Genomic DNA, 26423 nt, shown 5'->3' with positions numbered 1-26423 from the left:
CCGTCCGTCCTGTCGGGTCAGTTCATCCAGCGCTGTGCCAGGTCGGCCGCCGTCCAGGCGAGCGCCGTCGCACCGTCGGTGATGGCGCGTTCGGCGGCCTCACCGACGCAGTGGTCGGCGAACTCCTTCTGGTGGTTGAGGACCGGGAAGCAGTCGAGCCCGACGTAGGGGTGGATGGCGGGGACGACGTGCGAGACGTTGCCCATGTCGGTCGACGCGCGGCTCATCTGCATCTCGGCGCCCTCGGTGACGAGCCGGCGCCCCAGCCGCACGGCGTTCCGCTCGTACAGCTCCAACGCGGCCTCATGGGTGCGGAAGTCGGAGTACGGCTGGGACTCCGGCTCGATCTCCAGCTCGCACCCGGTGGCGAGGGCGCCGGCCTCGAAGCAGCGGCGCACCTTCTCCTCGGTCTCGGCGAGTTCAGCCATGTCCTTCGCCCGCACGTACCAACGCCCGCGGGTCGTCTGCGGGATGGCGTTCGGCGCCTCCCCGCCCGAGGTGACGATGCCGTGCACGCGGACGCTCGGGGGCAGTTGCTGGCGCAGCAGCCCGATGGCGACCTGCGCGACGGTGAACGCGTCCGCGGCGTTCCGGCCATGGGTGGGGTACGCCGCCGCGTGCGCCGCCTTGCCCGTGTAGCGGACGGCCGAGTGCGACACCGCGAAGGGGGCGGCACGGGCGACGTCCACCGGGGCGGGGTGGGCCATCATCGCGAAGTCGAGCCCCTCGAACGCGCCGCGGTCGAGCATCTCGATCTTGCCGCCGCCGCCCTCCTCGGCAGGGGTGCCGAACACCTCGACGGTGAGGTCCAGTTCGCCCGCTCGCCGGGCCAGGGCGATGGCCGCGCCCGCCGACATCGCCGAGATCAGGTTGTGGCCGCACGCGTGCCCGATGCCCGGCAGGGCGTCGTACTCGGCCATGAAGCCGATGCGCCGGCTTCCCGATCCGAGGCGGGCGTGGAAGGCCGTGGGAAGACCGACGAAGTTCCGCGTGATCTCGAAGCCGTTGCGGCCGAGGACCTCGGCCACCTTCCCGGCGGACTCGACCTCTTCCCAGGCCGTCTCCGGGTGGCGGTGCAAGTCCTCCGACAGTGCGATCAGTTCGTCGCGGACGGCTTCGACGCCGTCCTGGATGCGGCTCTTGACGTCACTCATCGCCGGGCACCCCGTACGCCGGGGCCGTGCTGGGGTCGATGCCTCGCGTCACGTAGTCCTGCCGCTGCGGCAGCCATACGTCCAGCAGTGCGCCCAGATCGGCGAGGGGCGTCCCGCTCCAGTCGACGCGGAGGTCCGTCTCGCGCCAGCCGGCGTCGCGTACGACCGCCAGGCCGGCCGAGTGGAGGTCGCCGGCTTCGCCGCCTGCCGCCAGACCCGCGCCCAGCGCTGCGAGCAGCCTCTGCTCGAACTCCCCGCCGGCGGACTCGAATCCCTCCAGGACCGCGTCGACGACTCCGGTGCTGTCGAGCAGGTTGCCGGCGGCCGCCGCGTGGTCCGACGTCCGCGCGTGGTGGACGCCGAGGGTCCGCCCGCCGCTGTGCACGGCCGGAGCGCCCTGCGCCGCGACGACGGCCACCTGGCGGTAGTCCATCGTGCCGTCGTGCTCGCGGAGCCTCGCCAGGGCCTCGCCGGCCGGGTCCCCCTCGGCGAGCCTGTCGAGGAGCCAGTCGCCGAAGCGGGGGTCGGTGATGTTCTGGGAGGCCACGGCCCCCACGCCGCACCGCAGATGGAGGCAGCGAGCCGCCACGCACGGGGAGGACGAGGTCACGGCCATGCCGAAGGCGCCGGAGCCGTCCCTGGCCAGGATCGAGAACGTCATGCGCGCCCCCCGAGAACCGCCGTCGCGTCGATCTCCACGAGCCACTCCGGGCGGGCGAGGGCCTCGACCACGATGCCGGTCGAGACGGGGAAGACGCCCTTGAGCCAGCGCCCCATCACGCGGTAGACGGCTTCGCGGTAGCGGATGTCGGTGAGGTACACGACGACCTTGACGACGTCCTCGAGCTCGCCGCCCGCCTCCTCCAGCAGCATGGCGATGTTCGCCATCGCCTTCTCCGCCTGCGCCTCGACGTCGCCGATGCCGACGCTCTCGCCGGTTTCGAGGTCCTGCCCGATCTGGCCCCGCAGGTATACGACGCCGTCTGCGACGACGGCCTGGCACAGGTCGTTGTCGAGGTTCTGCTCGGGGTAGGTGTCCTTGGTGTTGAAGGTGCGGATTCTGGTGTGCTTCACGGGAGTTCTCCAGTCTCGCGGGGCTGCCGGACGGTACGCGGAACCGCTCCCCCGCTCACAGGACCGCGGGCTCCTCCACGGAGCCGTAGGCGCGGTAGGAGCGGCGGATCATGATGTGGTCGGCGAGGAACTTCGCGTCGTGCCAGACGCCCCAGATGAAGCTCGACCCCCGTCGTGACTGCCAGGGCAGACCGAGGAAGAAGACGCCGGGCTCCGAGGAGATGCCCCGCCGGTGCCGGGGACGCCCCTGCTCGTCGAACGCGTCGACCTTCAGCCAGCCGAAGTCCTGCGTGTAGCCGGTGGCCCAGACGATCGAGGTGACGTTCGCCGCCGCGAGGTCGAGTTCGCGCAGCGGGTTCGTCACGCACTCCGGGGCGGGGCGGAGGCGGTGGGCTTCCGGCTCGGCGGGCAGGTCGAGCCCGTTGCGCTCGACGTAGGCGTCGGCCTCCCGCAGTAGCGACAGGTGGTTGTGGTCGCCCTGGGCGATGTTGTGCTCGAGGTCCGGGGCGAAGCGGATCTTCCCGTCCTCCCACGACTCGGCGCTGCCGACCAGTGTGATGCCCTCTGCGGCGAGGTCGCGGAAGTCGACGGTGTGGCCGCCGCGTGCGCCGCTGACCGCGATCGTCACGTGCTGGGCGCCCTGGGGCGGGGTCGCGGCCTCCCACTTGTTGAGGACGCCGAGCCACCAGACGAAGTCGCGGCCGCGGTAGCGGCGCGGGGGCCTGTCGTGCGGGCTGACGGCGAGGTGGACCTCCCGGCCCGCCCGCCGCAGTTCGTCGGCTATCTGCACCCCGGAGGACCCCGATCCGACCACGAGGACGCCGCCGTCCGGGAGTTGGCCCGGATGGTGGTAGTCGTGGGAATGGATCTGGTGGACGCGTGCCGAGCCCGGCACGACGGGCGGGATCACCGGCTTCTGGAAGGGCCCCGTCGCGGCCACCACGTAGCGGGCGTCGACTGTGCCCTCCGACGTCGTCGCGCGGAAGCCGGGCTCGCCGATGTTCTTGGTGACGGAGGTGACCTCTACCCCGCTGCGTATCGGAGCGCCGATCCTCTCCGCGTACTCGGCGAGGTAGGCGGCCACCTCGTCCTTCGTGGGGAAGGCGTCGGGGTCGCACCGGAACTCCAGGTTCGGGAAGCGGTCGTGCCACGCCGGGCCGTTCGCCACGAGGGAGTCCCACCGCGCCGTACGCCACCGCTCCGCGAGGCGTTCACGCTCCAGGACGACGTGCGGGACGCCGTAGGCGCCGAGGTGCTCGCTCATCGCGATCCCGGCCTGGCCACCGCCGACGACGAGAACCTCCGTCGCTGTGCTCGACATCCGTACCTCCACTGACTTCGTCTGCTGTGCCCGCGAGCCGGATCCGGCCGCGTGGCTTCGCATTCCGGCGAACGGCCCCGGACGGAACGAGATCGGCGGCGCCCCGGTCGGTCCGGCGGCCTCGCCGGGGCCCCCGCATTCCGGAATGCGACGGGTTCCGCATGCGGCGTCGCCGCACGCGGCGAATCCGTCACGGCGGCGTCGCCCGGGGATTTCGTTCATCATCGTACGGAGAGGAAGTGCCGCCAGCCAGAACGGATTTCCGTAGGTCCGTTCGGTTAATTCAATACCTCGGGTCTGAGGAGCTCCACGGCCATCTCGATGAACGTGACGACCCGCTGGCTGCGCATGCGGTCGCCCGGCGTGACGGCGACGACGTCGAGTCCTTCGTGCCCTGCGGTGAGTTCTCTCGTCACATACGGAAGTCCCTCGTAGCTGACGGTCGTCCGCGGCCGCTGGCTCAGCAGCGAATATCCCGCGCCCCGGGCGACGAGGCAGCGCACGAGTTCCGAATTGGGCGTGCGGAAGCGGATGTCGGGTCTCACGCCCTCCGCGTCGAAAAGGGAGAGGAAGTACTGCCCGCCCGGTTCGAGGTCGAAGAGGATGTAGGGCTCCCCGGCCAGATCGCGCAGGGACACGGTGTCCGACTGGGCGAGACGGTGCTCCGGATGCAGCAGGACGTGTGGCGGCACGGCGGTGAGCTTGGTGGCCGCGTGGCCGAGGTCCGTCAGGCGGTCCCGGAACCGGTACGCGTACATGACGGCCACGTCGCTCTTCCCCTGGTCCATCTCCTCCAGCAGCGCGTTCTGCGACCCCTCCGAGAAGTTCACGTCGACGGCCGGGTAGCGGTGCATGAACTCGGTGACGACGGCGGGCAGCAGCAGCGGCGCGATCGTCGAGTAGCACCCGATGTGCAGCTCCCCCGCCAGTTCGCCTCTGAGCCCGGCCGCACGCCGTTCGAGGTTCGCGGCGTCCCGCAGCAGGTGCCTGGCCTCGGCGAGGACCATCTCGCCGTCGCGGGTGAGCGACAGCCCGCGGGCGTGCCGCACGAACAGGCTGATCTTGAGGATGTGCTCGAGGTCGGCGATCGCCGTCGACACCGTCGACTGGGAGAGATGCAGGGCCTGCGCCGCGGCGGTGACCGTGCCGTGCTCGGCGACCGCGACGAGGTAGTCGAGCTGCCGCAGGGTCACGTTGAGCATCGGCCCTCCCGTCCGTCACGGGCCGCGGAAGGCACACCGTCCATGCCCTCGCCGCCCGCTCAGTCTACGGGCGCGGAAACTCGTCCACCTGCTGGTTTGTCCGCCTCATGGAGGAGGTCGGTGCCCTTGGTCTCCGGGATCGTCAGCACCGTCAGCAGCCCCACGACGCCGACGGCGACGAGGGTGTAGGCCGGGACCATCGGATCGTCCGTGACCGAGATGAGCCACGTGTTGAGATACGGCAGCGTGCCGGCGAAGAAGGCGCCCGCGATGGCGTACGCCATGGACAGCCCGCTCTGCCGGGTGCGGGTCGGGAAGAGCTCGGCGACGGTCGCGGAGTGCGTTCCGAGGATGACCGCCAGGATGGCCGCGAGCCCGGCGGTGGCCGCGAAGGCGGCCGCCTCGGAGCCCTGCCGCATGAGGGCGAAGAGGGGCACGGCGCCCGCGATGAGCAGTCCGGCGGCGGTCAGCAGGACCGGCTTGCGCCCCACCCGGTCGGAGGCCATGCCCGAGAGGGGGATGAGGGCGATGGCGACCAGGGACGCGACCGTCGACAGCAGGGCCGCCTGATCCGGATGCAGCCCCACTACCTCCTCCTGGTACGTGAGGAGGTAGACGAGCACCACGTAGAACGTGCAGTTCATGAAGGTCTCGACGCCGACGGTCTGCAGGAACTGCCTGCGGTTGCTCTTGAAGACCTCGGCGACGGGCGACGCCGGGACCGTGTCGAGTTTTTCCAGCGCGCGGTACTCCGGGGTGTCCTCGACCTTCAGGCGGATGTACAGCCCGACGAGGGCGAGAGGCACCGTCAGCAGGAAGGGCAGGCGCCAGCCGTTGGCGAGGATCGTCTCCTCGCTCATCGTCGTGTGCAGCGCCCACACCACGAAGGACGCCAGCAGGAAGCCGAGGACGGAGCCGACCTCGATCGAGGAGGTCCCCAGGCCGCGGCGCTTCGCGGGCGAGTACTCCGCGAGGAAGGCGGCGGCCGACCCGAACTCGCCGCCGGCGGCGAGGCCCTGTATGACCCGGGCGACGACGAGGAGCACCGGCGCCGCGACACCGATCGTGTCGTAGCTCGGAATGAGACCGAGCAGAAGGGTCCCGGCGGCCATCGAGATGATGACCATCGAAAGGGTCTTCTTGCGGCCGAAGCGGTCTCCGAGATGCCCGAAGATGACCGACCCGAGAGGACGCACGAAGAACGCGACGGCGAAAACGGCGAACACGGAAAGGAGACTGGCCGTGCCGTCCTGGTCGGGGAAGAAGATGTCCGCCATCGTCGTGGCCATATAGGCGTAGACCGCCCAGTCGAACCAGTGGACGAGTACGCCTATCGACCCGGCGATGACACTGCGCCGTAGCCCTTTTTGCGTGGTCCGGTCATCCGCAGGCGTGGCTGCCATCGGTGCTCCTACACGAGTGGGGACCCCGGTACCCGGGAGTGCGCAGCAGCGTAGGTCGCGGTGTCCGTCTCCAACCAGAGGAAAAAATCGATGGTGCCCACGGTCTTTTCGATGCCCTCCGGTTCCGCTTGCGGCTGCTACGCGCGCCAGTAGCTCCGGTGGAGCAGCACCGCCAGGGGGACGATCTCGATTCTGCCGAGCAGCATGAGGGCCGTCAGGGCGGTCTTCGACACCGGGCCGAGCGGCGCGTAGGAACCGAACGGGCCCACCTCGCCGAACGCCGGGCCCACGTTCCCCAGGCACGCCGCGGCGGCGCCCAGTGCCGTGAACGCGTCCGTGCCGCCTTTGCCCGTCGCGGCGTCGACGGCGACGCAGAGCGTCCCGAGGGCGAGCGTGACCACGTAGAGGACGACGAACAGCAGTACGGAGCGGAGCGCGGGGGCCGCGACGACCCTTCCGCTGACCCGTACCGGGATGACGGCGTCGGGATGGACGGCCTGTTCCAGTTCGCGGCGGGCGAAGCGGAAGAGCGTGAGGTGGCGGACGACCTTGATGGAGCCGCTCGCCGATCCGGCGCAGGCCCCGACGAACATCAGGCCCAGCAGGGTGACCGTCGCGAGCGTTCCCCACGCCGACCAGTCCAGCGTCGCCAGGCCGGTGGTGGTCATGGTGGAGACCGCCTGGAACGCCGCGTGCCGGACGTCTCCCAGCGCGTCCTCCGCGGAACCGCCCGGCACGAGTTCGGCAGCCAGGACCGCGGTGCCCACGACGAGAAGGCAGAGATACAGCCGCAGTTCCTCGTCCCGGGCCACGCCCCGGTACTGGCGCAGCGCGGCGAGGCGGTACAGCCGCAGCAGGTTCACTCCCGCGACGGTCATCAGCCCGCACAGCACCCACTGCGTCACGGGGGCGAGACCCCGGGCCGAGCCGGCGTCGGGGGCGAATCCGCCGAGGGCCACGGCCGACGTCCCGTAGGAGAACGCACCGGCGAGGTCCATGCGCCGGTCCAGCCCGCTCCACCCGAGGGAGGCGAGGGCCAGGACGCCGAGCACCGTCACCGCGACGTAGACCTTCCAGAGCCGCTGGGCCGTGTCGCGGATGGTCGTACCGAGCGACTCGACCTCGACGGAGCCTCCCGGCAGCTCGTAGCTGAGGAGTTCACGGCCGCCGATGCGCAGCCGCGGCAGCACCGCCAGCGCGAGGACGATGACTCCCAGTCCACCCAGCACCTGGGTGGACTGGCGCCAGAAGAGCATGGCGGGTTCGAGCGCGCTCACGTCGGTCAGGACGGTCGCGCCGGTGGCGGTGAACCCCGACATCGCCTCGAAGTACGCGTCGACGGGGTGGCGAAGCTGCGGGACGCGGCCCAGGACGAACGGCAGCGCACCGAAGGCGGGCACGAGCAGCCAGACGGCGACGACGACCAGGAACCCCTCCCGGACGCCCAGCGGGGGACGCCTGCCCGTCAGCCGCTTCAGCGCCAGGCCCGCCGCGGCCGCTCCGAGTCCCGCGGCGAGGAAGGGCCACGGCGGTCCGCCCGACGCGAGCGCGACGGCCGCCGGGGCGGCGAACGCGACGGCGAACCACGTGAGCAGAGCGCCGACGGTCCCCAGTGCCGTCCGCACGTCGACGCCGATCCGCCGGTACGGGCGCCGCCGGCGGACCGGCGTGAGGCGCGGGAGCGTCACAGGTCGCGCTCGATCGCCGGGGCGTTCTCGGGCTCGGTGAGGACGATCGCGCGGTCTCCGGGGCGCAGCAGGTCGTCCCCGCCGGGGAAGAGCGCCGTGCCGTCGCGGACGAGGGCTCCCACACCGGCTCCGGGGAGCGCGTCGACAGGGCGGTGCGCGAACCGGCTCTCCGGCCGGACGGTGACGTCGAGGACCTCGAAACGGTCGTCCTCCAGCATCGCCACCTGGTGCGTACGTTCGTGGAACGTGAAGCGGGCCATCTTCTCCGCGGTCTCGTCACCGGGGTCGATCGTCACGTCGACACCCGCGGCCTCGAAGACCGGGGCCGCGGCGGGGTCTTGGAGGACCGTCATCGTGAGCTCCACCCCGTGGGCCTTCGCCAGTACCGCGGCGTGGAGGTTGCGGGAGTCGTCGCCGCTGGCGAACACGGCCGCCCTGGCCGTGCCGATGCGCTCGCGGCGGATGAACTCCGGGTCGAGGCCCGTCCCCTGGAACACGCGCGCCCCGGCGAGCGAGTCGGCGGCCGCGAGCGCCCGCACCGGGTCCGGTTCGATGAGCCGCACGGAGATCCCCTTGCCGAGCAGGACCTGGGCGACGGCCGTCCCGACGCGCCCGCCGCCGAAGAGCGCCACGTCGTCGACGGGGTCGGCGCCCGCGACCAGCCGGCTCCACGCACGCGCGGCGGGGAGCGAGGCCATCACGATCGCCCAGTCGCCGGGGCGGACTTCCGCGGGGGAGCCGGGCTTGATCCAGCTCCCGTCCCGTACGACGGCGACGAGCCGCGACGCCGCGGGCCGCTCCGCGGCACCACTGAGGCAGCCGGTGAACTCCGGGGGCTTCTCCTCGCGCACGTCGATCCCGAGTACGACCACCTCCCCGCCGGCGAAGAAGTCGACGTGGCGGGCGCCCGGAACGTCGAGGACGCGTGCTACCGCGCTCGCGGTCTCGAACGCCGTCGAGACGAGGAGGTCCACGTCCAGGTCGCCCGCGCGCCAGGCCGCCAGGTAGTCCATGTCGGTGGCGCGCACCACCGTCCGCGCCGACGACAGCCTGCGGGCGAGCATCGCGATGACCAGATTGACCTCGTCCCGCGACGTGCACGCCAGGACGAGGTCGGCATCGGCCACGCCCGCTTCGAGCAGCGTCTCGCGGCGGACGCCGCTACCGTGCGTGATCCGCACGTCGTAGGTGTGCGAGAGGGCCTGCAGGCGCTCCTCGTCGAGGTCGATCACCGTGCACTCGTGCGTCTCGGCGAGCGACTTGACCACGGTGTGGCCGACCTGGCCCGCACCCACCACGATGACCTGCATGTCAGCATCGTGGCACGCACGCATGCCTGACGACCGCCGCACCGCCCGCGGCAGGCTCCGGACGGCGGGGGGGCAGTTCGACGCGGCTGCGTGCCGGGACGTGGGCCTCGGGCCGGGGCCCGGGCACGGGGGTTCGACGCTCACGGAGCGTCATGCCCCGTGCCGTTGCGGACGGGTCAGCTCGTCGACGCCGGCTTCCACTCGTGGGCCAGCAGCCCCAGCAGCACCTCGTCCATGAACTCGCCCAGCACCCAGGCCGCGGCGCGCATCACGCCCTCCCGGACGAAGCCGTTGCGCTCGGCGGCCCGCAGCATCCCGGCATTGTCGGGCAGCGTCTCGATCTGCAGCCGCTGCAGGCCGCGCACGACGAACCCGTAGTGGCACAGCACCCCGACCACGTCGGTGCCGTAGCCCTTGCCGCGGGAGGACGGCAGAAGCCCCACCCCGATGTGCGCGAACCGGTTGTGGGTGTCGATGCCCCACAGGTTCGCGCTGCCGATCAGCGAACCGCCCTCCAGCTCCACCACGGAGAACGAGGCGGTCTGCTGCTCCTTGTCGTCGACGACGAACGGCGCGTCCTTCGAGCCGGGCGTGACCGGCCGCCAGGGCCCGCCGTCGGACCGCGAGGAGTTGACCACGTCGCCGTAGAGCTCCGACCGCAGTATCGGAATGTCCTCGTCGTGCCGGGCTCTGAGCCCGACCTTCTCGCCCCTCAGCATGGAGGTTTCCTATCCGCACGGACCGAACGGCGGCAAACCAATTAATTCGGCACGGAAGGCGGTTGGGGACGGCTTTCGCGCCCCGGGCCGCGCCGGCCGGGTGCTCAGCCGAACAGCGGGAAGCGGTCGGCGTCCGCTCCCAGAGCCTCCCGGTCGGCGTCCGTCAGGGACTCGCGCCCGGTTCCCACCCGTGCGTACCGCGCGTCGTCCCACGCGGCCGGTGCCGGCCGCCCGAGGAGCCCGTCGAGCGTGCGCCGCACCAGCCGGAGGCCCTCCGGCGAAGGCCCGGGGGCGTCGGGCAACGACACGACGAGGTCGAGATGGTGGACCGTCGCCTCGACGGCGAGCGTGCACATCAGGTCGCCGGCGGTCAGGACATGGCCCTGCGTCGCCACCGGCTTCCCGGCCGCCGCGCTTCCCTCCTCGTCCGCTGCCGTCACCGCCGCTGCGTGCGCGACCGCGGCCGCCGTCTCGGCGTACTCCTCGCGGAGTTCGTCCATGTGCGGGAACAAGCTGGCCACGGCCCGCACGTGCCTTCGCCCGGCGTCCGCGCGGGCCGTCCCGGGGCGCCAGTCCTCCCAGTACGTGACGGCGTCCCGGTCCGGGCGCCCTTCGGCGGGTGTGTGCAGCGCGACCAGACCGCGGCGCGCGTCGCCCAGGCAGTGGAAGACGAGGTCGCGCACCGACCAGCCCGCGCAACCGCTCGGCAGCCACGACTGTTCGTCCGTGACCGTCGAGACCACGGCGTCGAAGGCGCGGTAGGCCGCGCGCAGCGCCTCGGCCGGCCGCGGCGGTTGCGGGTCGTGCGGGTCGTGTGACATGCGGCAACGGTACGGCGGCGGCTGACCCGGCCGGCGACGAGGGCCGCCCGCGGACGGGGCCCCACCTGGCCTGCCCTGGACGGCCTCGCCGGCGGGGTTATCCGGCAGGCAGGGCGTCGCGCATCGCCCGCACGGTCGCGGCCGGGTCGTAGCCCTCGGGAACGCCGTCCACCAGGATGATGTCGCCCTCGATGTGGCGGCGGCGCAGCGGCGCGATCTCCCGGTACGCGGGCGAGTCCCACCAGGCCTGCGCCTCGGCGGCCCCCGGGAAGCCGATCATCACGACGTGCCCGGGCCAGCTGCCCTCCTTGATCTCGTGCTGCGCGGCGTGCACGAGGTAACTCCCGCCGTACGGCTCGAAGGTGGCGGGAAGGCGCTCGATGTACTCGGCGATGTCCGGGTGCGGGGGTGCCTCTCGCAGATGCGCGATGACGTAGGCGGGCATGGCGTCCTTCCAGCGGTTCCGGCTCGGTCGCCCGAAGCGTCGCACCGTCGACCACCGGGGTCGATTACCTGACGGGTAATCGACTCCAGGGCCGCAGCTCATCGGGCTCCGACGCCGCGGCCTGGCGTGTCTGCCATTGGAAGGGCCTGGGAGAGGGCCGGTGAGAGGGGCTCGGGCGGACGGGTAACGCCCAGGCATGATCCTTTCGTGGGAGGTACTGCCGGAACCGGACCTGCGTGAGGCCATCGGCATCCTCGTACGGGTGGTGGAGACCGCGGGCGCGTTGATCATCTTCTTGGGGGCGTGCTGGGCGTTCGGGCGCTTCGTCGCGACGGTCGTACGCGGCCGCGGGCGCGCGGAGGGCTTCAACCGCATCCGGCTGACGCTGGGACGGTTCCTCGTGCTGGGCCTTGAGTTCCAGCTCGCGGGCGACGTGCTGCGGACCGCGGTGGCGCCCAGCTTCACCGAGATCGGGCAGCTCGCCGCGATCGCCGCCATCCGGACCGCGCTCAACTACTTCCTGAGCCGCGAGATCGCCCAGGAGCGGGCCGAGATCGAGAGCGACGCGGAAGCGGAACCGGGCCGGCCCGCCGGAGCAGAGGCGGGCACCGGCACCGGCCGGCGAAAGGCGCCGTGAGGTGGCCACGGCGATCGAGGCGGCGGCGCTCCTCGTCACCGCGGCCGGCGTGGTGGTCTTCCTGACGGCCTACGCGGCCACGCGCAGGATCCGCACGGCGCTGCCGCTGCTCCTGGACTTCCTCATGGCGGCCGGGCTGATGCGCCTCGCCGGGGATCTGTCGTGGAGCGGCATCCTGCTGACGGTGGCGATCATCGCCGTCCGCAAGGTCGCCGCCTACGGCGTCGCCGAGAAGAGCACGTGACCGGAGCCGGGCCATGCGGGGGCCGTCGCGACGGACGAGGAGCTTTCCCCTGCCGCGTCGGGAGGCGCATTTCGGCCATGCTGGTCCGCGTCGTCCGCGAGGTCACGGCAGCCCGGACCGACGTGCGTTCCGGCCGGAGCGGACTGCGTTCGCGAAGAGGCATCCCGCTGGTCCCGCATCCTCCGGGCGTCGCGTAGGGCCCCTTCCCGCAGTCGGCCGCCGTCGCGCGCCGGGCACCCGGGAGGCGATTCCCGGCGGCCCCGTCCGGACCGGCATTCACGGACTGCGGACGGTGCTAAAGTCCACGTTTCGACCCCTGCCATTCCAGCCACCTCGCACAATGTCGGGAAGAACTCGGCGGCCTGAGCGGACCTGAATACGGTCGCGCCAGGACGCCCGGGGTCCATCTCCACCAGCCGGATTCACGAGACGACTTCTGGAACCACCCGGGACCGGAACACATTTCACCGCCCGCGGTTCACCCCGGCGCCTTCCATCCGGCTTGCCATACCAGGACAATGACGCAGCGATCCGGAAATCAGGAACCAATTCCCCAAGGGGCACCGGACATTGGCGTTTTCCAGTTCTTGACGGACGCTCAATGATGAACGAACTCGCCCGCACCTCACCGGAGTTGCTGCTCCGGCGCTTATAATCGAGCAAGGCATCGAAAATTCCGAACTCATGTGGTGGATATCGAGTCAGACGGGCGATCCACGAACCACTGTGCCCGCATTGGTTCGTTGACGTGCGATACGTTCCTGCATCCGTCCTGCGGACCCGGTGATCTTTCGTCCGGTGCAGGGTGGCGTTCCGCGCCATCCGGCATCGGACTGTCACTGCGGAAGTATTGGCGTCTCTCCGCGCCATTCGCCTGTGGGACAGATCAAGGAGGGCGCCGTTCATGAACCGCAGGACTCTTACGCCACTTGCCCTGGCCGGGCTGCTCGCCTCCACTCTCGCCGCCTGCAGCGGCGGGATGAGCGGGAAAGAGGGCAGTGGCGGGACCATCGTGGTGGGAACGACCGCGAGAGTCGCGGTCACCGAGGACACCCCGGCGCCCTTCGACCCCGCGGCCTCGTACGACGACAGCTCCTGGAACATCATGCGCAACACGTTCCAGACGCTGCTGCGGCCGCCCCGTACCGGCACCGAACCGGTGACCGACGCCGCCGAGAAGTGCGGCTTCACCGACAAGCGGAACGAGCAGTACAGCTGCACGCTGCGAGACGGGCTGACCTTCTCCAACGGGAACAAACTCAACGCCGAGGACGTGGAGTTCTCGCTCGAACGCCTCCTCCTCATCGACTTCAAGGGCGGGCCGGCCTCGCTGTTCAGCAACGTCGACGAGGTCGAGGCGGAGGCCGGCAACAAGGTCGTCTTCCACCTCAAGAAGCCGGACGCCACCTTCCCCTACAAGCTGGCCACGCCCGCCGCCTCGATCGTCGACAGCCAGACCTATCCCGCAGACCGGCTCGCCAAGGGCTTCAAGGGAACGGGCTCCGGACCGTACGTACTCGACGACTTCGACGCCAAGCGGCGCAAGGTGCTCCTCTCCGGCAACCCCGACTACCAGGGAGCCTCACAGGCGAAGAGCCAGAAGATCGAGCTGCGCTTCTTCAACTCCTCCAAGAGCCTCCAGAAGGCGCTCGACTCGGGCGACGTCGACCTGATGAACGGCGGCGTCTCCTCGCGCTACATCGAGCAGCTGGAGAAGGACCGCGACGACCAGATCAAGCTCGTCGAGCAGCCCGGACAGGCCGTCCGCTACCTCGTCTTCGACACGGAGGACGAGACGGTGGGCCAGCGCGCCGTCCGTCAGGCGTTCGCCCAGGTCATCGACCGCAAGCAGCTCGTCAGCACGGTGTATCCGCGTACCGCCGAGCCCCTGTTCTCGGTCGTGCCGGGCGGGCTGGTGGGGCACACCAACTCCTTCTTCAACGAGTACGGGGAGCCGGACGAGAAGGCCGCGAAGCGCACCCTGCGCAAGGCCGACGTGAAGACCCCGGTGAGGCTCTCGCTCCACTACCCACAGGTCGGCAAGGGCGGTTCCGGCGCCAAGGAGTTCGCGCTGCTGGAGAAGCAGCTCAACGGCTCCGGGCTGTTCGACGCGAGCGTCGAGATCGAGCCCCCGACGTCGTACAGCACCGCGTCGCTCAGGGGGGAGTACCAGGTCTACGGCTTCGCCTGGCTGCCGGACTTCCCCGACGCGGACAACTTCATCGCGCCCTTCTTCGCCAAGGACAACGTCCTCAACTCCCCGTACTCCAGCAAGGAGATCCGCGAGGAGCTCATCCCGGAGACCCGGCGGGAGCCGGAGCGCGCCGACGCCTCGGAGAACTTCGCGCGCGCCCAGGACATCGTGGCCGACGACGTCCCCGTGCTGCCGCTGTGGCAGGGCAAGCAGTACGTCGCGGCACACGACGACATCACCGGCGTGGAGTGGGCGCTCAACTCCTCGTCGCTGCTGCAGCTCTGGGAGCTCGACCGCGGGGTGAGCAGCTGAGGCCGGCCGGGCTCCGGCCACGGGACGTCAGGCGAGCGGTGGTCGCTGCACGGGCGTGCGTCCGTGCAGCGGCCGTCCGTTGCTGAGGCAGCGAGATCCCCGGCTCGCAGGGCGCCGTGCACGCCGCGCCGCCCCGCGAGCCGGGGAACCGGGCAGGACGCACGCCGCCCGCGCCACGGTGAGGCGCGGGCGGGACGGGAACCCGTCAGGACTTCTGTGCCAGCGCCTTCGCCTCGGCCGAGGAGACGGCCCTCCCGAACGCCTGGACGTCGTCGACCGCACCGACGAGCCCCTGGAAGAACTCGTTGCCGGACAGCCCGCGGCCCACGATGAACCTCTCCGACGACGCGAAGTCGTCGGTGCGCGGCACGGTCTGGGCCAGGCGGCCGTCCACGTACAGGCGGACCTGGTTGGCCGCGTCGTCGTAGACACCGGTCAGGTGGGTCGAGACGCCGGGCCTGGCGGGGCCCTGCGAGACGGCCACGTCCGCCTCCCCCTCTGCGTCCCCCGAGTCCTGCCTCGGCAGCCGCATCTCCCACTGGGCCTCGTCCGCGTCGTACCGCAGCATGAACGCGCTGGCCTCGGACGAGTCCTGGCTCACGACGGTCTGCGAGACGTCCGTGCGGTCCAGCCTTACCTGGACCGACACGGAGAAGCTGCTGCTGGTGTCCACCACGGGGCCCGGGGCCGCCACGAACTGGCTGCCGTCGAGGGGCAGAACGCCGTTGACGGGTGTCGGACGGGACGCGCCGAAGAGCGAGCCGTCCTTGCCGTTGCCCGAGCTGTCGGACGTCACGTTCCTGCCGTCGGCCTGCTCGAACAGCCACGCCACCGAGGCGCTGCCGACGGACGGCGCGGAGGGCCGCGGATCGCTCGGCCGGGGTGCCGGAGCGCTCGTCTCCGGCGGCTTCGTGGAGGGCCGCGAGGTGGACTTCGCCTTGGCCGTCGCACGGGCCGGGCTGGGCGTGTCGATGGCGGCCGGCGCCTCCTTGGCCGACAGCGCCGGCGCCTTGACCTGCGGACTGCTGCCCCCACCGTCGCTCCCGGCGAGGCCGAAGGCGAAGGCGGCGCCGACGGTGCAGACGCCGGCGAGCGCGGTGCACCGCACCACCAGGTCGACGCGGCGCCTGGAGCTCGGACGCGCGTGCCCCCTGCCCGCAGCCGCGGGGGCCGCGTGCCGCCTCCTGCTCTGCGCGGGCGCGAGGGCCGCGTGCCTCCCTCCTCCGGCCGGCTGGGTCCGGGGCCACGGGCCCCCGTCGGCGGTGGGGGCGGGCGCCGGGCCCTCGGGCTTCCAGTCGTCGGCCGGCAGTGCGGCGGTGGCGGTGTCCGTCTCGCCTGGGCCGGGCATGAGGCTGAAGGTCGCGTCCCCGTACGTGCCGCGCGTGGCGTGCTCCAGGCCGCCCCACGGCAGCAGCGCCTGCGCCAGCAGAGCACCGCTGTCGTGGCGCACGCTGCCGAGGTCGGTGACGATCCCGGAGCAGCGGGAGCACCGCTGGAGGTGGGGTGAGACCTCGGTGGCGACGTTGGCGGCCCGCGTGTCCGCGTAGGCCAGTACGAGCCGGTGGTAGCGGCCGCACTCTTCGTGCGTCGCGTCGCCGAGGGCGTGGATGTACGAGCTGTACAGCTCCTCCGTCGCCCGGCTCAGCAGCATCGGCACCTCGCCCGGTCCGGCGCCTGCCAGCCGGCCGGTGAACGTGCTGTCGTCGCCCTCGACCGTCCGGTGCCACAGGACCGTCTGGCTGTGGGGCGGCAAGCCGGCGAAGGCGCGGGCGGCGACCGAGTAGGGGTTCCCCGGCGCCGTGCCGGTCAGCATCATCGCGCCGGTCGCGTCGATCCAGGCAGCCAACTGCGGGTGCAGCACGGAGCGTTGGTGGCCCTGCGCCCAGGCTGACGCCGTCCGCAGGACGGACGAGAGCGCGCCCGCGCGCACGGCGCCGTCCGCTCCGCCGTCGAGCTGCTGCCGCAGCGCGCCCTGCCAGGCCTGGTAGGCCAGTTCGGCGGCGGCCTGCATGTGGACGGCGCTGACTGCCGCGAAGGTCCGCACGGCGGGGAAGTGGCGCTGCTCGAGCTCCTGGAGCGCGGAGGCGGAGCTCTCCCCGCCCGCCCGTACGAGACGGAGCAGCTCCGCATCTGAGAGGTTCACGCAGTCCATCCGGTTCCCCCGGGTCGATTCCCGGCGGTTCACGGCGTCTCCGTCGCGAGGCATCGGGGGTCGCGGGGGTGACGTGGTCACAAGGCGATGCTTCGCGTGCGGATTCGACGCCGGGATCCGCGTCGATGTCATGGGTGGTCGACGTCAAGTCCAGCGCACTCGGGCCCCGAGCGCCATAGTCTTAGCAGCCTTGGGCCAAAGCTTGTCCGGCCGGTGAGTGAGTTGGTGGCGAGTGGTGCCGGTTCGTCCCACCGGCCCGCCTCCACCGCGGACTATGCCCGGGCGCCACGCCGCCTCCCGGCTGCCGCGGAGGCGAATCCGGCGAAGCCGCACACGCTGTGCCAGACCCGTCGTTCCGCCCCCGCGACACCCCCGCTCGTCACGACCGCGGCCGCGTCCCGGCCCCCGGCCCCGAACCGGACGGCGACCCCGAACCGGACCGCGACCCCGGCAGGAGACCGGACCAGCGCGCCAGCGCGGCGAACCTCGTGCGGCCCCGCCGCCCTTCGGTCCGTGCGGTGTGGCGGACCTCCCGCCGTCCCGGCTGCCGGTGGACGGCGCACCGGCGTCCGGCTGCGCCCGCGGTGCCTCCACGGCGGGGGTGACGGCCCGCGCAGTGCGGGTCGCTGCTGCAGGGCGGACGGACGGGCGTCCGCGGTGCCCGGGCGGCGATGAGGCGGCCGTAGCGGCAGGCCGTTCCGGCTCGTGCGGGCGCGGGGTCCGCGCCGTCGGCGCCGGGGCGTGCGAGGCGGAACCAGCAGAACAGGACGAGCGGGTAGATGACGTAGCCGCTCCTGGTGGCCGGCGCGAGCAGCATCGCCAGCGCCAGGCCCAGCGCGATCCGCTCGGCCGCGGCGGAGCCGCCGCGGGGCGGGCGGACGAGGAGCGACGCGGCCATCAAGGCGGCGCAGACGGCCAGCGCGCCGACGGCGACGGCGTTCCCGTGCGGGACGCGGGTCGCCAGCAGGTGCCCCGGGAGCGGGCTCGCGGCGGACGACGGGACGTCGGCGAGACCCAGCGGATAGAGCACGACGTGCTGCACGCACGCCCGTGCACCGGTGAGGAGCACCGGAGCGGAGACCAGGGCGAGCACGCCCGCCGCGGACGCCGCGCACCGCAGGACGGCCTCGCGGTGACGTACCGCCAGCAGGACGAAGACGACCGGCAGGGCCGGCCAGGCCGTCCACTTCAGCGCGGCGGCCAGTCCCAGTGCGACGCCGGCACGGCCGCCGTCCCCCCTGCCCGCGAAGGCGAGCCCCAGGCACATCAGCCCCACGACCGGCGGGTCCACGCCGCCGATCGCCAGCGGCAGCGCGACGGCGGGGCAGGCGGCGACCAGCGTCAGCGCCGGACGGGTCCGGGAGCCAGCCCCCGCGACACGCGCCGCGGCGGCCATCGCCGCGAGGAAGCAGACGGCGAACCACAGGCGCGGCCCGGCGAGGAGGCCGAGACCGGGGACGTCGCCGGACACCGCTCCGGGCAGGCCGAACAGCGCCATGCCGGGAAGGTAGGGGTTGAAGTCGCTGACCTGGCGCGGATCGTCCGCGTAGGGGCTGCCGGTGGACAGCAGGAGCTCCCCCGCCCGCTCGACGACGCCGACCTCCATCTGCGCCTTGCCGAGCACGGCCAGCAGCACCAGCGGCAGCACGATGGCTCCGGCCACGGCGATCGCCCGGGTGAGCGGCGCCCACCGCCCGGGGCGTCTCCACGCCGCCACGGCTGCGGCAGCGTAGGCGGGTGCCGCGCACATGCCCCAGATCTGCTGCGGCACCCACGGCGGGGACGAGACGGCGAGAGCGAGTGCGAGCGCCGCGCACAGCGCCAGGCCCGCCGGCTCCCACAGTCCGCTGTCCCGTTTCCAGCGGGGCGCGCCGGGTGCCGGCGCGGCTCGCTCCATCGGCTTGGTCGCGGTCATGGTCCCCTCGTTCGGTCGTGGTGTGTTCGGTCCGGCTGGTACTCGGGGGGCGAGCGGACCGCCTCGCGCGGGGAGGGACGGGCAGAGGCGCCCGGCGGCGCGCGTGCGGCTGTTTTCGGGCACGCCGGACGGCGCCACCGTCCCCTCGTCGGGCTGACGGCGGCGACGCGGCGCTCAGTTCAGGGGGTGCGGCGGCGCAGCAGCCAGAAGGCGGCCGCGACGGCGAGCCCGCCGATCAGGAGGAGGAATCCCGTCTCCACGAGCTGCACGGGCCAGTAGAGGGAGGCCGGCTTCGCGCCGAGGCAGGCGTCCACGGAGTACTTGTGGTCGGCCTGCTTCCACTGGCAGGGCATCGCCGCGTAACCGAAGGGACCCTCGCCCTTCCGGGGGTGTGTGACGGTCGGCCAGATCTGGGTGCGCCAGGGGTTCATCAGCCAGGTGGAGATCCAGGTGACGGCGCCCGCGACCGCGAGGGCCGGCAGGGTGCCGCGTGCCAGGAAGCCGGTGAGGACGCCGATGGCCAGGCCGAACAGGACGAGGGCGACGGTGGACGGCCCGAACGCGAAGTAGAAGTCCTGGATGTCGTAGCCCGCCCCGAGCAGGTTGTGGGCGTCGGCCCAGTACAGAAGCGTGCGGAAGTGCAGCACGAGCGCGCCGGTCCCGACCGTCAGGAAGAGAGCGGGGACCGCAAGCTTCTCCTTCAGCCAGCGGGTGGGTGTGACGGCCTGGGTCCACGCCAACTCTGCTGTCCCGTTCTCCAGTTCGCGTGCGACGACCGCCCCGCCGGCCCAGGCCGCGACGACCGGGGCGATGTTCCGCAGCACCGAGGAGATCTGGTCGAGCAGGTTCCAGAACTGGAAGAGGGCCTCCGCGTCGTTCGGGATCATGCTGCAGTCCCGCACGCCCGCGGTGCCGCACCCTTCCTGGATCTCCACGGCGCCCGTTCCGTACGGGCCGTAGCGCAGCCAGAGCATGGCCGCCGTCGTGAGCACCACGAAGGCGATCCACACCCACATGGCGGGCCGGTGGAGCCGGATCACCGTCCAGAGGTGGCGGTGGTCGCCGGGTATGCGGTCGGGGGCGTCGGCGCCCCGCTCGGTGCTGGCGGTCATGCGGCGTTCTCCTGTGATCGGGCGTGCGGTGCGCGCCGGGCGGATTCGGGTGCGGCCTCCTCGGCGAGGAGGGGTGGTGCCTGGGTGTTGCGGAGGTGGGCCAGTACGACTTCCTCGACGGTGGGGCGCTCGGCCAGCCACTCCCCGACCGGTGCGCCGTCCGCCCTCACCAGGGCGGTGCGGCCGCGGCCCACGGAGCGCTGCTCGATCACCGTCTGCCGGGACGTGTCGAGAGCGGACGTGCCGGTGAGCAGCGTGTGCGCGGACACCACCTCCTCGAGTGCGCCGGCGAGGCGCAGCCGGCCGCCCGCCACCAGGAGCAGGAAGTCGCACGAGCTCTCGAGCTCGGTGATGACGTGCGAGGACATCACGATGGTGGTGCCGCTCTCGGCGGCGGCCATCAGGGCACCGGTCAGCTGCCTTCGGGCCAGCGGATCCAGGTCGCCCATGGGCTCGTCGAGCAGCATCAGCTCGGCCCGCTTGCCGAGAGCCAGGGCGAGCGCCACCCGCGTGCGCTGCCCTCCGGAGAGGGCGCGGATCTTCGTGAACGGGTCGAGGGTCTCGTCCCCGTACGCGATCCGCTCGGCGGCCGGCTGGTCCCACCGCCCCGTGTCCCGGTTGAGCTCCGCGCCGAAGCGGAGCGTGTCGGCGACGGACAGGTGGGGGTGGAGCGGCTTGGACTGGGCGACGTAGGCGACGCGTCCGCGTGCGGCGGCCGGGGTGCGGCCGAGGACCGACAGGGTGCCGCGGGCCGGCCGGAGCAGCCCGGCGGCGAGCCGGAGGAGCGTGGTCTTCCCGGCCCCGTTGGGCCCGACGAGGGCGCAGATCCGGCCCTGGGGAAGGCGGAAGGAGCAGTCTTCGACGACGGCTCCCCTCCGGCGCGAGCAGGACATGCCCACTCCGGCCGCTTCCAGCGCGGCCACGGCGTCGGTCATGGGGTCTCCTGCGGGAAATGTCCGTCGAGGACGGAGTCGAAGAGGGCCGTGATGTCCTCCCGGCCCAGACCGTCCTCGTGGGCGCGGGCGACCCAGTCCTCCAGGTCGGCCCTGTAGCGCGAGTCGCCGGCGGCGCCGAGCGAGGCCCGCACGAAAGTGCCCAGCCCCCGGCGGGCCTCGACGAGGCCCTCACGCTCGAGTTCGCGGTATGCCTTCAGGACGGTGTTCGGGTTGATCGCGGTGGCCTCGACGACCTCGCGGGCGGTGGGCAGCTTGTCACCGGGCCGCAGCAGTCCGAGCCTCAGCGCCTGCTTCGCCTGCTGGACGATCTGCCAGTAGGTCGCGACCCCGCTGCGGCGGTCGATGCGGAACTCGACGGTTCCCCCGGTGCTCACACACTCAACCCTTTCACTAATTGAGTAGTGAAAGGGTGGACGAGCCTCGATGCGGATGTCAAGCGGCATCGTCGATCCCGCACTCGGACCGGGGCCCGGCCTCGGGCCGCCCGCGCTCCCACCAGCGCCGCGCCCCGGAGAAATGCGGGACGGAGGCGGTGAACGGAGCGCGCCCCGCGGGGTGTTCGACAGACGGGCAACAGTCGCGGGCATCCGGCCCGCACGGCGTGCCACGGCTGCGAGGTTGTGCGCATGAAGTCTCGTAGGACCCGGGCCGTCCCGCCGGCCGCCGTCGCGTGGGCGGTCCTGGCCACGCTCACCGCATGCGGCACCGACGCGACGGACACGACGGCCGGCCGCGGCGTCTCCCACGAGGTCCCGGTGCCCGGACCGCCGCGCGAGAGCCGCCCGCCGGTCCCGGGGAAGGGATCGCAGGACCCCGACGACGTGAACGGCGACGGCTTCCCGGACTTCGTGACGGTCGTCGAGGACAAGCGGGTCGGGAACGAGGCCGAGGACGAGTACCGCGCCGTCCCGTACGTGAGCTGGGGCGGCTCCCGCGGCCCCGCGGCCGGAGCGCGCGCGACCCCGGTGCGGCTACCGGAGGGTGTCTCGCCGCTCGGCCTCTCGGACGTCGTACGCGGCGACTTCGACGGAGACGGGCACCACGACCTCGCGGCGCGCACCGGAAACGGACCGGGGGCCGAGGACTCGTCCCTGGCGGTGCTGTACGGCCCGTTCACCCGCTCCGGCGTGCCGGCGCGGACCGACACCGACGTGACGGTCCCGGAGGGCGATCTCGCGGCGGACGACATCGACCCGTCCGGCGAGCCGCGGCCGACCTCCGTACTCGTCCACGAGGCAAACGACGGCGAGCAGTCCCGCGCCGTCCTCCACCGTGCCCGCCGGGGCTCCGGCCTGACTCCGGTCAGCAAGCGGCTCCGCGCCGGCAACGCCCACGCGTTCGGCGACTTCGACGGGGACGGTGAGCGCGACGTGGCCATAGGGGACGACGGCAGCCGCAATGACGAGCCCGGTTACGAGACCGAGCCGCCGGAGGTCGGCGGCTCGCTCACCGTGTACAGCGGACGCTCCGGCACACCGGCCAGGCACCGGCTGCCCGAGGTCCCCGAGGGTGCCGCCACCGACTACGGGCCCGGCGGTTTCCTGGCGGCCGACCCGGACGGCGACGGCCGCGACGGCATCCTGGTGGCCACCTACGACGGCGCGACGCTCATCGACGGCGGCGACCGCGTCGCCGTCGGCCGCGAGGTGCGGAAGGGCCCCGCAGGGACCGCAACGCGCGCCCCGCGGGGGCTGCCGACTTCGACGTGGACGGAAAGGACGAGCTGATCCTGAACTGGGCACACGGCGGGCTGTTCGGCCTGTACGGGGAAGGGCCCACCCACTGGTGGATCACGGACGGCACGACGCCGCGCGACGAGGCGTCGTTCGCGGCCGCCGGGCTGGCGCGGGAACCGGACACCCCCTGAGACACCCCGTGAGGACCGGTACCGCCCGGGACATCCCGGCGGTCACGCCGTCTCGAGAGGCGCGACCAGCGGCTCGGGGGTGAGGGGCTGCTCCGTCCAGATCGTCTTGTTGCCCTCCCGGCTGTACCGGCTCCCCCACCGCGTGGTCATCTGCGCGACGAGCCACAGTCCGCGCCCGCCCTCATCGGTCTCCCGCGCCCGGCGCAGGCGGGGCGCCGTGCTGCTCGGGTCGGTGACCTCGACGATGAGGGCGTCCGGGGAGCGGATGAGACGCAGTCCGACGGGGCCGCCGGCGTAGCGGACGGCGTTCGTGACCAGTTCGCTCACCACGAGTTCGACACTGAAGGCGATCTCCCCCAGACCCCACGCGGCGAGCTGGCGCACAGCCGCCGAACGGGCCTGGCCGACGGACTCGGCTTCGGCGGGCAGCGTCCAGCTCATGGTGTGCCACGGCGAGATGGCGCGGGTGCGGGCGAGCAGCAGCGCGACGTCGTCGTTGCGCTGGTGGCCCTCCAGAAGGTCGCGCAGGAGGGCGGGCCCGACCTCCTGCAGGGGTTCGACGTTGCGGCAGCGCTCCTGGAGGGCGTCGCAGAGCCGCCGCATGCCGCGCTCCAAGTCGCCGTCGTCGCAGACGAGACCGTCCGTGTAGAGGGCGAGGACGCTGCCGGGCTCCAGGCGCACGACGTGGCTCTCGAAGGGCATGCCGCCCACGCCGAGCGGCGGCCCCGGCGGAAGGTCCAGCAGGCGCACGTCCCCGTCGGGGGTGACGAGGACGGGCGGAGGGTGCCCGGCACTGGCCATCGTGCACTGCTGGTTGATGGGGTCCCAGACCGCCACCAGGCACGTGGCTCCGCCCGTGTCCCCCTGTTCCGGGTCCGCTTCGGCGGCCAGGTCGTGGACGAGGTCGTCGACGTGGTGCAGGAGGTCGTCGGGGTCGAGTTCGAGCGCGGCGAGCGTCTGGATGGCGGTCCTCAGCCGCCCCATGGCAGCCGCCGCGTACAGGCCATGGCCCGTGACGTCCCCGACCACGAGGGCGGTCCTCAGGCCGGGAAGGGGGATCGCGTCGAACCAGTCGCCGCCGACCCTGTTGCCGCCGCCCGCCGGGCGGTAGCTGCCTGCCGTCTCGGCCGCCATGGTGCTGGTCGCCGGCCGCGGGAGGAGCCGCTGCTGCAGGGCGCCGGCCGAGCGGTGCTCGCGGGTGTAGCGGCGGGCGTTGTCCAGGGAGATCGACGCGCGGGAGCAGATCTCCGTGAGGAGCACCCGCTCGTCCTCGGTGATGGCGTCGGTCTGGTCGGTGCGCCACACCGAGACGAGGCCGAGGGCGAGGCCCCGGGCCCTGATGGGGGCGACGGCGAGCGAGTGGCCGCCGGGAGGGACGAAGAGCCGCTGCTGCCCCTCGCCCACGGCGGCGACGGCGCCCCGGCGGTCGGTGACGACGGCCTCGCCGCTCCGCACGGTCCGCAGGTCCTCGCTGTCGGGAAGCGGCGGGCACGGGGTGCCGGGTGCGAGCAGGCCTTCCGGCCACGGCCCCGTGGTGGCTCCCGCGACGCGGACGAGGCGCTGGCGGTCCCAGCGGCCGGCGTCGGGAGGGTCGTCGCCGATCAGGACGGACTCCGCGAGCTCCACCGTGGCGAGGTCGCCGAGGCCCGGCACGAGGATGTCCGCGAGGTCCTGGGCGACACGGCGGACGTCCAGGGAGGCGCTGATCCGCACCGCGGACTCCCGCAGCAGTTCGAGGTGCTTGCGCATGCGCGTCTGGTCGGTGGTGTCCCGCCAGAACGACAGCACGCCGCTGCGGTCGCCGTGCACGTCGGAGAGCGGCAGCACGCTCTGGGAGACGGTGCGGCGGCGCCCGTCGGTGCGCAGCGCCGCCTCCCGGTCGAAGACGGGGCGGCCGGTGGTGGTCGCCTCACGCAGCACGGCGCGGAAGGCCTCGGCGTCCGGCCCGTAGAGCACTCCGCCGAGCTCCGGCGCCCCGGGAGGGACGTTGGTGCTCAGGACGTTCAGGTCCGTGTCGTGGACGGCCATCCCGCGCTGCTCGGGCTGCGCTGCGAGAGCCCGGCGGATCGCGACGCCCTGCTCGCACTGCGCCGCGGTCTCGGCGGGCGTGGCGAGCACCATCCAGCCGGTCTGGCCGCTGCCGTAGCCGTCGCTGTCGAGCGGGGTGACGCGCAGCGCCACCTCGCGGCCGGTGCCGTCGCTGTGCCGCAGCTGCGTGAAGCCGTCCTCGGGAACCGCTCCCCTGGGCGGAGGCTCGGCCACGAGGTCGGTGAAGGGCTTCCCGATCACGTCCGGGCCGCCGTACCCCAGCAGCTCGCTCGCTTCCTGCGACCAGCCGCTCACAGTGCCTGTGTGGTCGAGTACGACGGTGACCGTGTAGGGGAGACAGAAGCCCAGCCCTCTTCCGGGTCGGTGAGAGGTGCTTCCCATGGTTTTTCTCCCATCCACACACCTATTGTCCCTCGGGTCGCGAGAGACCCCGCGGCCTCACCGTTCCGGGGACGCCGAGGCCCGCGTACCGGGCCGGTGACGGCCCGCTCCGGCCGCCGCGAGCAGCGGCTGGCATGCTGTTGCCCCGCCGACGGTGCCCCCGCCGTCCGGCCCCGCAGTCGCCCCCACGAGCCCCGCGGAACGGTGTGCATGACGATCCCCCGGCAACTCGCGCCCGCGGAGCAGCGGTTCGAGTCCACGGCGCAGGTGGACCGCGTGTGGTACGCGGCCTTCGGGTCCAACCTCCATCTCGCGCGGCTCGGCTACTACCTGACGGGAGGGAGGCCGCCCGGGGCGCGCCACGCCTGCCCCGGCTGCCGCGACCCCCGCGGGCCCGAGCGCACGGTGCCGGTCATGCTGCCGGGCCAGCTGTACTTCGCCCTGGAGTCGCCGACGTGGACGGGGGGCCTCGCCTTCTACGACCCCGGCTGCGCCGGTGAGACGGCGGCGCGGGCGTACCTCCTCACCGCGGGGCAGTTCTCCGACATCGCCGCTCAGGAGATGCGCAGGGAACCGGGCACCGACCTGGACCTCGGCGAGGCACTCGCCACGGGCCGGGCCGAGCTGGGGCCGGGGCGCTACGAGACGTTGATCTGCGCGGGCACACTCGACGGTCTGCCCGTACTGACGTTCACGGCGCCCTGGGGCCGCGACGACGTGGCCTGGAACCCTCCGGCCGCCGCCTACCTGTGGCAGCTCGCCTCCGGGCTGGCGGAGGCGCACGCGTGGTCCCCCGGGCGCATCGCCGCGTACCTGACGTCGCGCCCGGGAGCCGCCGGCCACTGGTCGGCAGAAGCCGTGGCGGAACTGCTCACGACGTTCGAGCCGGACGCGGACCCGGTGTAGCGAAGCCGACGGACGCGACGTTCGGGGCGGGCCACGCCCCAAGCCTGGGCTACTCGGTCGATTCGACAACGCAGCAGACGTGCGTGCCAGGCGGCGCGAGCCAGGCGGGATTTGTCCGACAGGCCCTAGGGCGTGTCCGCAAAGTGGGTGTCGGCGTTGGTTAGTTGTGGTGCCTCGTCGTCATGAGCTGACTGATCATGCCTGGGAACGGATCGAGCCGCTGTTGCCGTCTTCTCGGATGGGTCGCCCTGTGCGGGACAGACGTCAGGTGATCAACGGGATTCTGTGGAAGTTGTCGACCGGTGCGGCCTGGCGGGACCTGCCTGAGCGGTACGGGCCGTGGAAAACGGTCTATGAACGGTTCCGCCGCTGGTCGGCTGACGGGACCTGGGACCGGATACTGTCCCGGGTCCAGCAGCACTCGGACGCCGTCGGCACGGTGGACTGGTCGATCGTGTGCGTGGACTCCACCACCGTGCGCGCACACCAGCACGCCGCCGGAGCACGAAAAGGGGGCACTGCCAGGCGCTCGGACGCTCGAGAGGCGGACTGACGTCCAAA

Annotated in this window: 23 protein-coding genes and 1 pseudogene; 7 read left to right on the top strand and 17 right to left on the bottom strand. The window is 72.5% G+C overall.

Annotation, left to right across the window (positions count from 1 at the left end):
• Window positions 1–17 precede the first annotated feature (17 nt).
• The 11 genes from IEY56_RS00115 to IEY56_RS00065 all read right to left on the bottom strand — a co-directional run bounded on the left by IEY56_RS00115 (window position 18) and on the right by IEY56_RS00065 (window position 11137).
• Entirely contained in the window at window positions 18–1154 is a 1137-nt protein-coding gene (locus tag IEY56_RS00115; RefSeq protein WP_189034956.1) for a M20 family metallopeptidase, read from the bottom strand.
• The gene (locus tag IEY56_RS00110; RefSeq protein ID WP_189034955.1) at window positions 1147–1815 is read right to left on the bottom strand and encodes a DUF1028 domain-containing protein; all 669 of its coding nucleotides are present in this window, start codon (window positions 1813–1815) and stop codon (window positions 1147–1149) included. Before IEY56_RS00110 ends, IEY56_RS00115 begins: the two co-directional genes overlap by 8 nt.
• A complete protein-coding gene (locus IEY56_RS00105) occupies window positions 1812–2228 on the bottom strand; it encodes a RidA family protein (RefSeq protein WP_189034954.1) in 417 nt (138 codons plus the stop codon). The genes IEY56_RS00110 and IEY56_RS00105 overlap by 4 nt, the downstream gene beginning before the upstream one ends.
• A 55-nt stretch (window positions 2229–2283) precedes the next feature.
• Window positions 2284–3549: a flavin-containing monooxygenase gene (locus IEY56_RS00100; protein WP_189034953.1), complete on the bottom strand. Its 1266-nt coding sequence runs from the start codon at window positions 3547–3549 to the stop codon at window positions 2284–2286.
• 278 nt (window positions 3550–3827) lie between these two features.
• Window positions 3828–4751 (bottom strand): LysR family transcriptional regulator, encoded by a 924-nt coding sequence (locus tag IEY56_RS00095; RefSeq protein ID WP_189034952.1) that lies wholly within the window; start codon window positions 4749–4751, stop codon window positions 3828–3830.
• A gap of 59 nt (window positions 4752–4810) precedes the next feature.
• The gene (locus IEY56_RS00090; protein ID WP_189034951.1) at window positions 4811–6154 is read right to left on the bottom strand and encodes an MFS transporter; all 1344 of its coding nucleotides are present in this window, start codon (window positions 6152–6154) and stop codon (window positions 4811–4813) included.
• Between the two features lie 137 nt (window positions 6155–6291).
• Complete coding sequence (locus IEY56_RS00085) at window positions 6292–7842, bottom strand: TrkH family potassium uptake protein (protein WP_229711403.1); 1551 nt, start codon at window positions 7840–7842, stop codon at window positions 6292–6294.
• A complete protein-coding gene (locus tag IEY56_RS00080) occupies window positions 7839–9152 on the bottom strand; it encodes an NAD-binding protein (protein WP_189034950.1) in 1314 nt (437 codons plus the stop codon). The genes IEY56_RS00085 and IEY56_RS00080 overlap by 4 nt, the downstream gene beginning before the upstream one ends.
• A gap of 176 nt (window positions 9153–9328) precedes the next feature.
• Window positions 9329–9871, bottom strand: a complete 543-nt coding sequence (locus tag IEY56_RS00075; protein ID WP_189034949.1) for a GNAT family N-acetyltransferase — start codon at window positions 9869–9871, stop codon at window positions 9329–9331.
• 104 nt (window positions 9872–9975) lie between these two features.
• On the bottom strand, window positions 9976–10692 hold the full coding sequence (locus tag IEY56_RS00070) for a maleylpyruvate isomerase N-terminal domain-containing protein (protein WP_189034948.1): 717 nt from the start codon (window positions 10690–10692) through the stop codon (window positions 9976–9978).
• A gap of 97 nt (window positions 10693–10789) precedes the next feature.
• A complete protein-coding gene (locus tag IEY56_RS00065) occupies window positions 10790–11137 on the bottom strand; it encodes a DUF1330 domain-containing protein (protein WP_189034947.1) in 348 nt (115 codons plus the stop codon).
• A 196-nt stretch (window positions 11138–11333) separates the two neighbouring features.
• Between IEY56_RS00065 and IEY56_RS00060 the strand changes: the two genes are divergently transcribed.
• The 3 genes from IEY56_RS00060 (at window position 11334) to IEY56_RS00050 (ending at window position 14524) form a co-directional block, all read left to right on the top strand.
• Window positions 11334–11774, top strand: a complete 441-nt coding sequence (locus tag IEY56_RS00060) for a DUF1622 domain-containing protein (protein ID WP_189034946.1) — start codon at window positions 11334–11336, stop codon at window positions 11772–11774.
• 1 nt (window position 11775) lies between these two features.
• On the top strand, window positions 11776–12018 hold the full coding sequence (locus IEY56_RS00055) for a hypothetical protein (protein WP_189034945.1): 243 nt from the start codon (window positions 11776–11778) through the stop codon (window positions 12016–12018).
• A gap of 904 nt (window positions 12019–12922) precedes the next feature.
• Complete coding sequence (locus tag IEY56_RS00050; RefSeq protein WP_189034944.1) at window positions 12923–14524, top strand: ABC transporter substrate-binding protein; 1602 nt, start codon at window positions 12923–12925, stop codon at window positions 14522–14524.
• Between the two features lie 205 nt (window positions 14525–14729).
• Here IEY56_RS00050 and IEY56_RS00045 read toward each other — a convergent pair whose 3' ends face one another.
• The 5 genes from IEY56_RS00045 to IEY56_RS00025 all read right to left on the bottom strand — a co-directional run bounded on the left by IEY56_RS00045 (window position 14730) and on the right by IEY56_RS00025 (window position 21033).
• Window positions 14730–16667 (bottom strand): LamG domain-containing protein, encoded by a 1938-nt coding sequence (locus IEY56_RS00045; RefSeq protein ID WP_189034943.1) that lies wholly within the window; start codon window positions 16665–16667, stop codon window positions 14730–14732.
• Between the two features lie 388 nt (window positions 16668–17055).
• On the bottom strand, window positions 17056–18591 hold the full coding sequence (locus IEY56_RS00040; RefSeq protein WP_189034942.1) for a glycosyltransferase 87 family protein: 1536 nt from the start codon (window positions 18589–18591) through the stop codon (window positions 17056–17058).
• Between the two features lie 179 nt (window positions 18592–18770).
• The gene (locus tag IEY56_RS00035) at window positions 18771–19703 is read right to left on the bottom strand and encodes an ABC-2 membrane transporter-related protein (RefSeq protein WP_189034941.1); all 933 of its coding nucleotides are present in this window, start codon (window positions 19701–19703) and stop codon (window positions 18771–18773) included.
• Window positions 19700–20638, bottom strand: coding sequence for an ATP-binding cassette domain-containing protein (locus tag IEY56_RS00030; RefSeq protein ID WP_189034940.1), 939 nt, complete (start codon window positions 20636–20638; stop codon window positions 19700–19702). The genes IEY56_RS00035 and IEY56_RS00030 overlap by 4 nt, the downstream gene beginning before the upstream one ends.
• Window positions 20635–21033, bottom strand: coding sequence for a GntR family transcriptional regulator (locus IEY56_RS00025; RefSeq protein ID WP_229711401.1), 399 nt, complete (start codon window positions 21031–21033; stop codon window positions 20635–20637). Before IEY56_RS00025 ends, IEY56_RS00030 begins: the two co-directional genes overlap by 4 nt.
• A 252-nt stretch (window positions 21034–21285) precedes the next feature.
• On the opposite strand from IEY56_RS00025, the gene IEY56_RS00020 reads away from it, so the two are divergent.
• Window positions 21286–22386, top strand: a complete 1101-nt coding sequence (locus tag IEY56_RS00020; RefSeq protein WP_229711399.1) for an FG-GAP repeat domain-containing protein — start codon at window positions 21286–21288, stop codon at window positions 22384–22386.
• The gene (locus IEY56_RS28185) at window positions 22365–22526 is read left to right on the top strand and encodes a hypothetical protein (RefSeq protein WP_229711397.1); all 162 of its coding nucleotides are present in this window, start codon (window positions 22365–22367) and stop codon (window positions 22524–22526) included. Before IEY56_RS00020 ends, IEY56_RS28185 begins: the two co-directional genes overlap by 22 nt.
• A 42-nt stretch (window positions 22527–22568) precedes the next feature.
• Here the strand turns inward: IEY56_RS28185 and IEY56_RS00015 are convergent, their stop codons facing one another.
• Window positions 22569–24956 carry an ATP-binding SpoIIE family protein phosphatase gene (locus IEY56_RS00015; protein ID WP_189034938.1) on the bottom strand — a complete coding sequence of 796 codons (2388 nt, stop codon included), beginning with the start codon at window positions 24954–24956 and terminating at the stop codon, window positions 22569–22571.
• Between the two features lie 210 nt (window positions 24957–25166).
• On the opposite strand from IEY56_RS00015, the gene IEY56_RS00010 reads away from it, so the two are divergent.
• Together IEY56_RS00010 and IEY56_RS00005 are read left to right on the top strand one after the other, a co-directional pair.
• Window positions 25167–25862: a histone deacetylase gene (locus tag IEY56_RS00010; RefSeq protein ID WP_189034937.1), complete on the top strand. Its 696-nt coding sequence runs from the start codon at window positions 25167–25169 to the stop codon at window positions 25860–25862.
• A gap of 169 nt (window positions 25863–26031) precedes the next feature.
• Window positions 26032–26423, top strand: a pseudogene (locus IEY56_RS00005) (IS5 family transposase); the annotation flags it as partial.

The sequence above is a fragment of the Streptomyces daqingensis genome, from assembly GCF_014645895.1.
Lineage (GTDB): Bacteria > Actinomycetota > Actinomycetes > Streptomycetales > Streptomycetaceae > Streptomyces > Streptomyces daqingensis.
The sequence above is the reverse complement of the archived record's forward strand: the minus strand, read 5'-3'. Positions and strand labels throughout refer to the sequence as shown.

Coding starts and splice junctions, on each gene's coding strand:
- IEY56_RS00115 (WP_189034956.1), bottom strand. CDS start 1,154: ATGAGTGACGTCAAGAGCCGCATCCAGGACGGCGTCGAAGCCGTCCGC.
- IEY56_RS00110 (WP_189034955.1), bottom strand. CDS start 1,815: ATGACGTTCTCGATCCTGGCCAGGGACGGCTCCGGCGCCTTCGGCATG.
- IEY56_RS00100 (WP_189034953.1), bottom strand. CDS start 3,549: ATGTCGAGCACAGCGACGGAGGTTCTCGTCGTCGGCGGTGGCCAGGCC.
- IEY56_RS00095 (WP_189034952.1), bottom strand. CDS start 4,751: ATGCTCAACGTGACCCTGCGGCAGCTCGACTACCTCGTCGCGGTCGCC.
- IEY56_RS00090 (WP_189034951.1), bottom strand. CDS start 6,154: ATGGCAGCCACGCCTGCGGATGACCGGACCACGCAAAAAGGGCTACGG.
- IEY56_RS00080 (WP_189034950.1), bottom strand. CDS start 9,152: ATGCAGGTCATCGTGGTGGGTGCGGGCCAGGTCGGCCACACCGTGGTC.
- IEY56_RS00075 (WP_189034949.1), bottom strand. CDS start 9,871: ATGCTGAGGGGCGAGAAGGTCGGGCTCAGAGCCCGGCACGACGAGGAC.
- IEY56_RS00070 (WP_189034948.1), bottom strand. CDS start 10,692: ATGTCACACGACCCGCACGACCCGCAACCGCCGCGGCCGGCCGAGGCG.
- IEY56_RS00065 (WP_189034947.1), bottom strand. CDS start 11,137: ATGCCCGCCTACGTCATCGCGCATCTGCGAGAGGCACCCCCGCACCCG.
- IEY56_RS00060 (WP_189034946.1), top strand. CDS start 11,334: ATGATCCTTTCGTGGGAGGTACTGCCGGAACCGGACCTGCGTGAGGCC.
- IEY56_RS00050 (WP_189034944.1), top strand. CDS start 12,923: ATGAACCGCAGGACTCTTACGCCACTTGCCCTGGCCGGGCTGCTCGCC.
- IEY56_RS00040 (WP_189034942.1), bottom strand. CDS start 18,591: ATGACCGCGACCAAGCCGATGGAGCGAGCCGCGCCGGCACCCGGCGCG.
- IEY56_RS00035 (WP_189034941.1), bottom strand. CDS start 19,703: ATGACCGCCAGCACCGAGCGGGGCGCCGACGCCCCCGACCGCATACCC.
- IEY56_RS00030 (WP_189034940.1), bottom strand. CDS start 20,638: ATGACCGACGCCGTGGCCGCGCTGGAAGCGGCCGGAGTGGGCATGTCC.
- IEY56_RS00020 (WP_229711399.1), top strand. CDS start 21,286: ATGAAGTCTCGTAGGACCCGGGCCGTCCCGCCGGCCGCCGTCGCGTGG.
- IEY56_RS00015 (WP_189034938.1), bottom strand. CDS start 24,956: ATGGGAAGCACCTCTCACCGACCCGGAAGAGGGCTGGGCTTCTGTCTC.
- IEY56_RS00010 (WP_189034937.1), top strand. CDS start 25,167: ATGACGATCCCCCGGCAACTCGCGCCCGCGGAGCAGCGGTTCGAGTCC.